Origin of the sequence: Neisseria bergeri, assembly GCA_003044455.1 — a bacterium.
Classification (GTDB): Bacteria; Pseudomonadota; Gammaproteobacteria; order Burkholderiales; family Neisseriaceae; genus Neisseria; species Neisseria bergeri.
The window spans coordinates 23,573-34,849 of record POWY01000009.1; the positions used below are offsets into that span (position 1 = coordinate 23,573).

Annotated in this window: 9 protein-coding genes; 2 read left to right on the forward strand and 7 right to left on the reverse strand. The window is 50.6% G+C overall.

What is annotated here, in order from left to right; genetic code table 11:
- Positions 1–28 precede the first annotated feature (28 nt).
- From DBY86_RS09110 to DBY86_RS13100, 6 genes are all read right to left on the reverse strand, one after another.
- Complete coding sequence (locus DBY86_RS09110; RefSeq protein WP_107810556.1) at positions 29–979, reverse strand: adenine-specific methyltransferase EcoRI family protein; 951 nt, start codon at positions 977–979, stop codon at positions 29–31.
- 7 nt (positions 980–986) lie between these two features.
- On the reverse strand, positions 987–1,820 hold the full coding sequence (locus DBY86_RS09115) for an EcoRI family type II restriction endonuclease (RefSeq protein WP_107810555.1): 834 nt from the start codon (positions 1,818–1,820) through the stop codon (positions 987–989).
- A 327-nt stretch (positions 1,821–2,147) separates the two neighbouring features.
- Positions 2,148–2,405 carry a SemiSWEET family transporter gene (locus tag DBY86_RS09125; RefSeq protein ID WP_107819737.1) on the reverse strand — a complete coding sequence of 86 codons (258 nt, stop codon included), beginning with the start codon at positions 2,403–2,405 and terminating at the stop codon, positions 2,148–2,150.
- A 121-nt stretch (positions 2,406–2,526) separates the two neighbouring features.
- Complete coding sequence (gene carA / locus DBY86_RS09130; RefSeq protein ID WP_107819738.1) at positions 2,527–3,657, reverse strand: glutamine-hydrolyzing carbamoyl-phosphate synthase small subunit; 1,131 nt, start codon at positions 3,655–3,657, stop codon at positions 2,527–2,529.
- Positions 3,658–4,599: 942 nt separating this feature from the next.
- Entirely contained in the window at positions 4,600–7,590 is a 2,991-nt protein-coding gene (pilC, locus tag DBY86_RS09155; protein WP_107819786.1) for a PilC family type IV pilus tip adhesin, read from the reverse strand.
- 1,072 nt (positions 7,591–8,662) lie between these two features.
- On the reverse strand, positions 8,663–8,965 hold the full coding sequence (locus tag DBY86_RS13100) for a hypothetical protein (protein ID WP_159068579.1): 303 nt from the start codon (positions 8,963–8,965) through the stop codon (positions 8,663–8,665).
- Between the two features lie 69 nt (positions 8,966–9,034).
- Here DBY86_RS13100 and lspA point away from each other — a divergent pair, with 69 nt between their 5' ends.
- Both lspA and ispH read left to right on the forward strand, forming a co-directional pair.
- Positions 9,035–9,529, forward strand: a complete 495-nt coding sequence (gene lspA, locus DBY86_RS09180; RefSeq protein WP_025456587.1) for a signal peptidase II — start codon at positions 9,035–9,037, stop codon at positions 9,527–9,529.
- A 29-nt stretch (positions 9,530–9,558) separates the two neighbouring features.
- The gene (gene ispH, locus DBY86_RS09185) at positions 9,559–10,527 is read left to right on the forward strand and encodes a 4-hydroxy-3-methylbut-2-enyl diphosphate reductase (RefSeq protein ID WP_107819742.1); all 969 of its coding nucleotides are present in this window, start codon (positions 9,559–9,561) and stop codon (positions 10,525–10,527) included.
- An 87-nt stretch (positions 10,528–10,614) separates the two neighbouring features.
- On the opposite strand, the gene DBY86_RS09190 is transcribed toward ispH, so the two are convergent.
- Positions 10,615–11,274, reverse strand: a complete 660-nt coding sequence (locus DBY86_RS09190; protein ID WP_107819743.1) for an HAD-IA family hydrolase — start codon at positions 11,272–11,274, stop codon at positions 10,615–10,617.
- Positions 11,275–11,277: the final 3 nt, after the last annotated feature.

The window sequence follows — 11,277 nt, forward strand, 5'->3', positions numbered from 1 at the left end:
GGGTCTTTCTTTCATGAAGTTTTGGGAATCAAAATTTTTTTTTGATTAAAATTCTGAAATATGGATTTTTTCCATTTATAGATAAATCTTTTCCGTCACTACCTTTCCTAAACTGAATAATTTCAAATTGTTCAGGATTAAACTTGTGTAAGAACGTAATGGGAACTCCCATAATCCCATTATAATCAATAGGTATATCTTTTGTCTTATTTACATTAATTGCATCGTAATTATCATACCTAGGATAATTTCCTTCATTTCCATAGTATTTCTTAGTCAGCGGTATATTCTCATGTCGTTTTGAATTATCTAGATTTGTTAACCATAGGCAATTATTTGGAGAAATAATTCTTTCTCCATTTTCATTAATTTTAGTCTCTGTTCCATAAAGTTCATAATGCTTTGGTACAATAAAACCTGAAATTCCTCTACCTAGGTTTATACCTAACCAAGCTTGATTATTCTGTATTAATTTGAATATTTCTTTATATGTAATACAATTGATATTTCCAATCACAAGAAATTTTTTCTCATACTTTATTATTTGGTCAATATATTCTCTAAATAGTGAAAATGGTGGATTTGTTACGACAATATCAGCTTTTTTCAACAGTTCAATATTCTCAATATTTCTAAAATCACCATCTCCCTTGAAAAACATAATATCATCAGTTTTTATTTCACTGCCTTCATTTCCTGTATATTCATACCAGAAACCTTGTTCGTTGTTTCCTATATACTCTTTCTTGTAGGATGAGCAAATTAATTTCTTAATCCCTAATTTCTTGAAATTCAATGAGAAATATCTAAAGAAGTTACTAAATCTTATGTCATCGCAATTACAAAGTACAATTTTGTCTTTAAAATGATGCTTATAATGGATCAGTTCGTTTTCTATATCTATCAACTGTGTATAAAATTCATCGTTTCTATTTATTTTTGCATTTTTTAAAAATGTACGATCTACGTTTCGAGTCATAGTAATTCTATTTTTTAGTTAGTTGTTTAAATAAATCACTTCCTAACACTTGAAGTGAGGTGTCGGCTACACCATACATAATATTAAACATTTCTGTTTTATTCCAAGCAATGCCTTGCCCTTGTGTATAAATTGATGTTGCTTGCAACATAATTGTTTTATCTCCATGCCTCAGAAATTTATTCTTACATAAGTTGGTATTAATGCTCATTCCATAGTTGGCGGCTGTTAATCTATCTAATCTATTCAATAATCCTGAATTATATTCAAGCTTTACTATTCTCCCGTCAGGTCTGGCAACCTCAATTGTCTCAGTCAGAAAATTGGAACCCTCTAAGAATAAAATATATGGGAAATAGGATTCTTTTAGCATTAGATTTGCAATCTCAGAAATGTTCTTATGAGACCGTTCAATAGCATTTCCAGCAGCCATTAAATCCTGATTATTCTGTGCGCCAACTAAAATTCCTTTTTTGATGTTCTCAATATCTTTTCCTTGATGTTTAGCCTCTGTAACTAGAATAATTCTCCAGTTATCAGAATCATCTTTAACTTCAATAATTCCTCCGTCAGGCTTGATACTAGAATTTTCAACAAAGAGGGTTTGCCCTAGTTCAGGATCAAGTTCTTTTAATGACTGATTAATTTCTTCTTTTGTTACTGTTGTTCTATATCTAAATAATAATTTCGGGTAGTCAGTCTCTAATTGCTTTTGTACAAGTCTTGCAATTTCTCCAACTGTTTTATCATGGATTTTTGCTTCATCTCCAAATATCCCAATAACTCCCTGTGATGATTTATGCTGATTGGTTAATCGAGAAGATTGATTCTTTTTAGACATGAAATAAACACCTTTAAAAAATCTGCACCTATAATTAAAAAATGAACTGTTATGCTAATTTAGCAAGCCGTAGCCCGCATGTAGGGTGTGTGCGGAACGCACGCACGTGTTCCCCATTTTCCCTGCAACCCCAACCCGCCGCGTGCGTGCCTTGCGGCACACCCTACCACTTGGGTTTAAAGGTCGTCTGAAAAAATGCTCGCGACGTTTGTTCTATCTGCCTTGCGATAAAGGCTACCTGAAAAATTCCTGCTGTTGATATTTTGGTGACTCTTTTTCAGACGACTTTTTGCGTTTTTATTTTGCACAGGCCGTCTGAAAACTTCCTTAAAAACTGGTAATAAACGTAATCAGACCCAAAATGATGCCGGGGATGTTTGCCAGTATGACGGGGTAGTCGCGTTTTTCTTTCAAAAAGCCGTAGGCAACCCATAATGTGCAGTTGATGGCGGCGACGAAGGGTTGCAGCGGCGAGCCGTGGTTGCCTGCGAGGTTATTTTGGATTTGCGGGATGTAGGAAACGTACATACCCACGGCGGTCAGGGCGGCGGCGGCGGAAAGGATGCGCATTTGTTTTTCAGTCAAAATAGTCCTTTCTGATTTTGGGGCGGCAAACGGTGTCGGGATGCCGTCCGTATGCCTTGTATCGGAATCTGTCTGCGTTTTCAGACGGCATACTTTTCGGATGCCGTCTGAAACAGCCGGCTTATTGTTTTGCAGCCTCCATATTGCCAATGAATTTGTCGAACAGGTAACCGACATCTTGCGGACCGGGGCTGGCTTCGGGGTGTCCTTGGAAGCAGAACACGGGTTTGTCGGTCAGTTCGATGCCTTGCAAGGTGTTGTCAAACAAGGACTTGTGGGTAATGCGCGCGTTGGCGGGCAGGGTGTCGGCATCGACGGCGAAACCGTGGTTTTGGCTGGTGATGACGACTTTGCCGCTGTCCAAGTCTTGTACGGGGTGGTTCGCGCCGTGATGGCTGAAGCGCATTTTCAGGGTTTTCGCGCCGATGGCGAGGCTGATGAGCTGGTGTCCCAAGCAGATGCCGAAAATCGGTTTGCCGCTTTCCATCAGTTTTTGTACGGCTTTGATGGCGTAGTCGCAAGGTTCGGGGTCGCCGGGGCCGTTGGACAGGAATACGCCGTCGGGATTGAGTGCCAACACGTCTTCCGCACTGGTTTGTGCGGGGACGACGGTCAGGCGGCAGCCGCGCGAGGCGAGCATACGCAGGATGTTGGTTTTCACGCCGAAATCGTAGGCGACGACGTGGTAAGGCTGTTCGTCAGGGGTAACGAAACCTTTGCCCAATTCCCATTCGCCTTCCGTCCATTCGTAAGTTTCCGTGCAGGAAACTTCTTTTGCCAAGTCTTTGCCGACCATGCTGCCGAACGCGGCGATGAGTTCTTGTGCTTTTTCAACCGTAGCGTCCGCACCTGTCAGAATCGCGCCGCCTTGTGCGCCTTTTTCGCGCAACAGCGTGGTCAGGCGGCGGGTATCGATGTCGGCGATGGCAACGGTTTTGTTGCGTACCAGATAGTCGTGCAGGCTTTCGGAGGCGCGGAAGTTGCTGTGCAAGAGCGGCAGGTCGCGGATAATCAGGCCGGCGGCGTAAACGCTGCGGCTTTCTTCATCTTCGGCGTTGGTGCCGGTATTACCGATGTGGGGGTAGGTGAGGGTAACGATTTGTTTGCAGTAGGACGGGTCGGTCAGGATTTCCTGATAGCCGGTCATCGAAGTATTGAACACGACTTCGCCGGAAGTCGAACCTTCGTAACCGATTGATGTGCCGTGAAATACGCTGCCGTCAGCGAGGACGAGGAGGGCGGGGGTGCTCATGAGTGGGAATCCTGTTTTTAATAAAATTCTTGACAATGCCGTCTGAAGGGACTTCGGCAGGGTCATCTGGTCGGAAAAATCCGGTCAAAAAAAAACACGCCGCGCAAGAAAGGCGCGTAACGTGCTTTTCGGGCAAGTGCCTATACCCTGAAAGCAGCATATTTTAAGACGAAACATACCCGATTTCAAGCGCAAACGCGTCCGGCGGGCCTGTATGTTCGCGCGAAAACGGAAATCCGCGGCGTAAAACCGCCCGCCCCGCGCCCACTATGCCCGTTACGCATTTCCCCACGTCCGCCCGGCGAAACTATGGGAATACCCAAACCGTCAGGAATACCCGAACCGTCAGGAATACCCGAACCGTCATTCCCGCGCAGGCGGGAATCCAGACCTGTCGGTGCAGAAACTTATCGGGTACAACTGAAGGTTTCTCCAGTCCTGAGTCCTAGATTCCCGCCTGCGCGGGAATGACGCGTTTCATTTGCTGCCCCCCCCCATCCCGAAAAACGCAAAAAATGCCGTCTGAAAGCTCTTGTAGAGTAGGCTTCAGCCCACCGATTCCATCAATCCCACATTTCCACCGTTTTCATCGAATACCCCGAATCCGCCCCTTTTCACAATCCGGTTCTACGCAACTGAACCGTCATTCCCGCGCAGGCGGGAATCCAGACCCGTCGGTGCGGAAACTTATCGGGTACAACTGAAGGTTTCTCCAGTCCTGAGTCCTAGATTCCCACTTTCGTGGGAATGACGGGATGTAGGTTTCCTTAACCCTGCATCCTAGATTCCCGCCTGCGCGGGAATGACGGCATCGGTTTGACGGCGTTTCCCCCCCCTCCCGAATTTGTCGGCGTTTCATTTGCCCCCCTCCGAAAAACGCAAAAAATGCCGTCTGAAGGGCTTTCAGGCGGCATTTGCGGAAAAATCGGACGTGCGGGCGGGTTAGAAGAAAACTTCGCGCCAGCTTACCCGTTTCATATTGCAGATCGGGCCGGCAACATCCAAGTCGGACATATCGTTCATCAGCAGCGTGTGCACGCCTTTGCTGAAGAAGCAGCGGTTGCCGGATTTTTGGAAGGGGGCGTTGTCGTTGCCGCTGCCGCCCGCGTCGCCGTCTGCCGTTGTCGGGTTGTCGCTTGTTTTTTGGCTGTCCAAATAGCTTGCGGTCAGCAGTTTCGGATAAACATATCCGCTCGGGCAGACGGTTTCAGTGCCTTTTTCCATACAGCCCACGGGGATATTGTTGCCTTTCGCGTCTTTTTTCTCGCCGACTTTTTTTGCCACGCGGGGATCAGGCACGACGGGGCGCGCGCTTTTCTTCGTCAGCCTGCCGCCGTCGGCGGTGTTGATGCCCAAAAATGCCGTTTCCGCGCCGCAGCCGTTGGCATTGTAGTTGCGGATGGTAACAAAGGCGGTACGCAATACCACGGTCGGTTTGACGGTAACGCGCTGTCCGGGCTGCAATTTCACTACCCAGCCCTTGTCGCCCGAGCCGTCAGACCTTTTGTAGTCGCTCAAGAACAGCGTATTGTTGCCGTCTTTTGTCAGCACTTGCTCAAGCAACCCTTTGCCCAATCCGTCTTCTGCCGGCAAAGAGTCCGTATCGTTATCAAAGATACCGTAAACGTGTTGGATTTCTTGGCTTGCCACATCATCCTCAGTCAAATCGCTGCCTGTGCCGAAGATGACGACGCGTTTGTCTTTCAGTTGGGAAATAGCGGGTGCGGAAGTAATCGGCTTCGTGCCGTTGAAAATGGAGCGTGCAGACCATCTGGTCGGATCGTTGCCGCTCAAATCAAAGCGGTACATCTTGCCGCCGCGATCGCCGGCATAGGCGATATCGACCGTGCCGTCCAAATCTGTATCAACAAGCGTTGGGGACGAAAGCCCGCCCTTGCCGCCGGGTACGGCAATTTTTTTAATCAGCGTACCGTTGCTTTCCAAATCATATACATACAGCGCGGTTTGATTTTCCGGGCTGTTAATATCTTTGACGGCATAACCGGAGGCGAGGAAGGCGGCGTATTTGTCGTTGTGGGTTTTGCCGATTTGCGGTGTGCCGACGGTGTAGCCCAATCCGTTGCCTTGTACATCAAACAGGGAAACGCCGGTCTGGTTGCTGTCGGCTTTGGTCAAATCCAGGGCATACGCGCCTTTGCCGCCCTGACCCATCGCGCCGAACATAAACACGCGGTTTCCGACTTGGCGCAAGACAAAGCCGCCGTCCACGCCGTACAAACCGCCCGTGTAGTTTTCGTTGGCAAAATTGTGCAGGTCTTTTGCCAAATCGGAATCGTTATTGTCCAAATCTTTGCGCGGCATTTCACCGGGGATGTAGCTGAGTTTCAGATTGTAGCCGCCGCCGCTTTTTTTGAAGATATGCACCATCCCGTCGTTGGCGGCGGTTGCCAAATAGTCGCCGACCGCCGTTACCGGGCTGTTGACAATGTCGCCCAAATTGCGATTCTTGTCGTCGCGGATGCGGTATTGCTGGCTATACAGTTTGCCGCGTGTCGAGGCATCTATCGTATTGTTAAAATAGTTAAACTGATTGTCGTTTGCATCGCGCCGGTCGGTCCAGCGCAGCAATACGGTTTTCCATTCGTCTTGATTGTTTCCCAAGCCGCCGATACCGAATGTGCTATTCGTAATGCCGTTAATATTGCTGTCGCTCAAGGATACGCCGTTTGCCAGGCGGATTACCGCCTTGCGTCCGGCAAAGACGGGTTCGGTAAAACCTTTGCTTGGCAGATAATCCGCGCCGCCGTTTTTCTTATTGTTTTTATCCAAGGTGTAAAAGAGGATGCGGCTGCTTGCCGACTTGGGATCGGTAACGACCGCCGCCGCCTTGCCCGGGAAACCCACGCCCAAAGGGGCGGGAGCGACAATGGCGTATTGGCTGCCGTCCGGCCCGGCGGCGGTATATTGCGCCCGCGTACAGCCGCCCGCGCCTATGCTCGGAAGCTGGAGTTTTACGTCGATATGGCCCTGTTCCCGTACCTTATATATAGTTGCTGTCCGCCCCTTGCCGTTTTCATTATGCGGCATAAAGGCGAAGTTGGGCATACTAATCTCGCCCAGCTTGATTTCTTGGGCGTTGAGGCTGCCAGAGTTGCCCAGCATATGCAGTTTGGCGCGCAGGGCGAAGACCTGCCCCTTGCTTCTTTCCCCTGTCGGTTGGGTAACCATTTTGCTTACTTCGGTATGGTCTCTCTGAATGGCGAGCCAGTTTTCCGGTGTTTTGCCGTCTGATAAAGCCAATTGGAAGGAAACGCCCAGCCACGGATGGTCTGTCAGCTTGTATATCGGCAGACCGTCTGAACTGGTTCCCACCGATGTGGAGTCGAGCGCGCTATTGGTAAAGTCGAAAAAAAACTGGAAGGGCAAGTCGGGACACTGGCGGCTTTGCCCCGTCGATACGCCCACACCCTTGAGGAAGCAACTCAAGCCGGTAAAATCGTAACCCATCTTCCCTTTGTGAACGGTCGTCAGCCAATTGTCGGTCTTGCGCCCCGCCATATTGTCGGCATCAAGCCCGGAAACCTTGCCCCACAGCGGGGCGGAACCGCCGCCGAGAATCAGCTTCCCACCGTTCTTGCCCGCAAGCAGCGTGTCGGTGTTTGCGTAGGTGAGTTCATAAGTCAGTGCGGCGAGAAATGGACACCCTTGTACGGGGTCATGCTGGATACCCAGTTCCCTACATACGTTTTTTGGGCGTGTAGAGCTTCCGATTGGGAAAGTTTCTTTCTTACCCGTTCGTACGCCTTTGTTGCCGGGTGCCTGGTCGCCTTTTACGCTGCCGTCGTCGTTGACGATAAAATTGAAATTCGCGGTATCGCCCACGCCGAACGCCTGTTGGGACGATACCGCCAAGAGCATCGCGGTATAAACCGCGGTATGGCGGAGCAAGTGCCGTTTGGGTGTTTTTTTCATATCGTTTTCCTTTTCCGTTTTCCTTTTTTGGTGAAACCCCACCACTTGGACATCCGTCCTTCGCGGCGGCAGAATCAGACTTTGTTTGGGAGGGGCGCAACCCCTTCCGAATCGGGGCGGCACACAGGGCGACGCTTTATGTGCCGCCCTGCATGTCGAAACATATGTTTCGTGGGTTTCGCAGGGCGGGCTTTAGCCCACTCTATGGCGCACCTTGCGAATCTGCCTTATAAAGATACCCGAACCGTCATTCCCGCGCAGGCGGGAATCTAGGATGAGGAATCTAGAGAAACCGTTTATCCGGTAAGTTTCCGTGCCGAAAGGTCTAGATTCCCGCCTGCGCGGGAATGACGAATCCATCCGCACGGAAACCTGCACCGCGTCATTCCCACGAAAGTGGGAATCTAGAACGTAAAATCTCAAGAAACCGTTTTATCCGATAAGTTTCCGTTCCGACAGGTCTGGATTCCCGCCTGCGCGGGAATGACGAATCCATCCGCACGGAAACCTGCACCGCGTCATTCCCACAAACCTACATCCCGTCATTCCCACGAAAGTGGGAATCCAGAACGTAAAATCTGAAGAAACCGTTTTATCCGATAAGTTTCCGTGCCGACGGGTCTAGATTCCCGCCTGCGCGGGAATGACGGCGCATCGGTTTCCGTGCGGACGAGTCCGGATTCCTGCCTGTGTGGGAATGACGGACGGGAACGGCGCACGGGCATTGCCGGAATCTTTTGTGTTTCCATTATCATACTCTTTTTAATGCGCTATTCCAAGAATATGATGCCCTCCGGCGGCATCGCGCCCTACGGCTTGCTATAAAAATACCTAAACCGTCATTCCCGCGCAGGCGGGAATCTAGAACGTAAAATCTGAAGAAACCGTTTTATCCGATAAGTTTCCGTGCCGAAAGGTCTGGATTCCCACTTCCGTGGGAATGACGGCGGAGGGGATAAGTTCTTGCAATCTAAAATTTCGTCATTTCTATAAAATAGCAACCCGAAACAGCAACCTGAAACCCCGTCATTCCCGCGCAGGCGGGAATCTAGACCTTCAATGCTAAGGCAATTTATCGGGAATGACTGAAACTCAAAAAACTGGATTCCCACCTGCGCGGGAATGACGAAGTAGAAGTTACCCGAAACTTAAAACAAGCGAAACCGAACGAACTAGATTCCCACTTCCGTGGGAATGACGGCGGGGCGGATAAATCCTTGCAATCTAAAATCTCGGCATTTCCAATAAATTTCATATTTTTCATTTCTTTATTTTCAATCACTGATTGCCCGAAGGTCGGTTTGTATCGGCCGGTAAAAATCCGTCTCTTAATCAGCCGGGGTTTTTGGGGCGCATTAAGCGTTTCAGACGGCATTTGCCGTTTCGGGTACAGGCAGGGGGTTTTCGGGTAAAATGGCACTCTTTTATCCGGCTGTTGAAAAATATGTCTTCATCTGTTTCAAGTAAAACGCGCTATTGGGTATTGGCACTTGCCGCCATCGTGCTGGACCAGTGGTCGAAGTGGGCGGTGCTGTCGTCGTTTCAGTATCGGGAACGCGTCAATGTCATCCCTTCCTTTTTCGATTTGACCTTGGTGTACAACCCGGGCGCGGCGTTCAGCTTCCTTGCCGATCAGGGCGGCTGGCAGAAATACTTTTTTTTGGTGCTGGCGGTGGCGGTGAGCGCGTATTTGGTACGCGCCATCTTGCGCGACGAGTTTGCAGCCCTCGGAAAAATCGGGGCGGCAATGATTATCGGCGGTGCGTTGGGCAATGTCATCGATCGCCTGATACACGGTCATGTGGTCGATTTCTTATTGTTTTATTGGCAAAATTGGTTTTATCCCGCCTTTAATATTGCCGACAGTTTTATCTGCGTCGGCGCGGTGTTGGCAGTGTTGGACAATATCGTCCATCGCAAAGATAGCAAAAAAACGTGAATGCCGTCTGAACACGGAATGCAAAACTTATGAACGGAAAAACCATCATCCTTGCCAATCCGCGCGGCTTCTGCGCCGGTGTGGATCGGGCAATCAGTATTGTCGAACGTGCTTTGGAAGAATTCGGCGCGCCGATTTATGTGCGCCACGAAGTCGTCCACAACAAATTCGTCGTGGACAACCTGCGCGAAAAAGGCGCGGTGTTTATCGAAGACTTGGCGGAAGTGCCTCGGGGCGCGACGCTGATTTATTCGGCACACGGCGTATCGAAGGCGGTGCAGCAAGAAGCGGCGGAGCGCGGTTTCCGCGTGTTTGATGCGACTTGCCCGCTAGTGACGAAAGTGCATAAGGAAGTCGCCCGACTGGATGCCCAAGACTGTGAAATCATCATGATCGGGCATAAGGGGCACGTCGAGGTCGAAGGAACGATGGGGCAGCTTGCGCCGGGCAAAATGCTTTTGGTCGAAACGGTCGGAGATGTGGCAAAACTCGAAGTCAGAAACCCCGACAAACTCGCCTATGTCAGCCAAACTACGCTCTCGGTCGATGAAACCAAAGACATCATCGCCGCGCTGAACGCGCGTTTCCCCAATATCCGCAATCCGCACAAGGAAGACATCTGCTATGCGACGACCAACCGGCAAACCGCCGTCAAAGAGCTGGCGGAACAGTGCGACATCGTGATTGTGGTCGGTTCGCCCAATTCGTCCAACAGCAACCGCCTGCGCGAAGTGGCGGCAGGCATCGGGACCGATGCGTATATGGTGGATAATGCAGGCTACCTGCAACGCGCGTGGTTTGAGGGCAAGAACAAAGTCGGCGTAACGGCAGGCGCGTCCGCGCCCGAAGTGTTGGTGCGGGAAGTATTGGCAACCATACGCGGGTGGGGGCATGAAACCGTACGCGAAGGGGAGGGCGCGGAAGAAAGCATCGTGTTCGTCCTGCCCAAAGAGTTGCGCCGTGAGGGCGAAACCAAACCTGATTTGTGCAAACGTTGACGTAGGCATCGGATGTTTGGGCAACACAAATGCCGTCTGAACAGGTTTCAGACGGCATTTTTGCCGCGTGCCGGATGCGGAAACCAATCAGGCGTAATGCCGTGCAAGAAAACCGGGCAGTTCGGACAAGTCATTCAATACGGCGAGATGCGGTGCGCCAAGGAGCTGTTCGCGCGAATGTGCGCCGGTGGCAACGCCGACTGCCGCCGCGCCCGCGTTTGCCGCCATATGCAGGTCGTGCGCCGTATCGCCGACGACCAATGCCTCTTTCGGGTCGAGTCCCAGTTCGCGGCAGATTTCGAATACCATTTCGGGCGAGGGTTTGGACGGATACTCGCTTGCACAGGCGGTGGCGAGCCAATAGCCGCTGGTGGCGGTTTGGCTGATGGCGTTGTCCAAACCCGCCCGCCCTTTGCCCGTGGCGACGGCAAGCCGGAAGCCTTGCGCTTTGAGCGTGTCCAGACAGGGCAGGGCATCGGGAAAGAGCGTCATATTGCGGTTGTTGGGATTGAGGTAATGCGCGGAATAAGTGCGCGCGATGTCGGCAACGGCGGCTTCAGACGGCATTTCGAGCAGGGCGCGGATGATGGCGGGCAGGCTGTAGCCGATCAGGCTGCGGACACGTTTCGCTTCGGGCGGCGGAAAACCGCATTCGGCGAAGCTGCGGCGCATGGTGTCGATGATGGGTTGGGTCGTGTCGGCAAGCGTGCCGTCCCAGTCGAAGATGATGAGTTTGGGCGTGGTCATGGC

Excerpts from the sequence above, each read along its gene's own strand:
- DBY86_RS09110 (WP_107810556.1), bottom strand. The coding sequence starts at position 979 with ATGACTCGAAACGTAGATCGTACATTTTTAAAAAATGCAAAAATAAAT.
- DBY86_RS09115 (WP_107810555.1), bottom strand. The coding sequence starts at position 1,820 with ATGTCTAAAAAGAATCAATCTTCTCGATTAACCAATCAGCATAAATCA.
- carA (WP_107819738.1), bottom strand. The coding sequence starts at position 3,657 with ATGAGCACCCCCGCCCTCCTCGTCCTCGCTGACGGCAGCGTATTTCAC.
- pilC (WP_107819786.1), bottom strand. The coding sequence starts at position 7,590 with ATGAAAAAAACACCCAAACGGCACTTGCTCCGCCATACCGCGGTTTAT.
- DBY86_RS13100 (WP_159068579.1), bottom strand. The coding sequence starts at position 8,965 with ATGCCGTCTGAAACGCTTAATGCGCCCCAAAAACCCCGGCTGATTAAG.
- lspA (WP_025456587.1), top strand. The coding sequence starts at position 9,035 with ATGTCTTCATCTGTTTCAAGTAAAACGCGCTATTGGGTATTGGCACTT.
- ispH (WP_107819742.1), top strand. The coding sequence starts at position 9,559 with ATGAACGGAAAAACCATCATCCTTGCCAATCCGCGCGGCTTCTGCGCC.
- DBY86_RS09190 (WP_107819743.1), bottom strand. The coding sequence starts at position 11,274 with ATGACCACGCCCAAACTCATCATCTTCGACTGGGACGGCACGCTTGCC.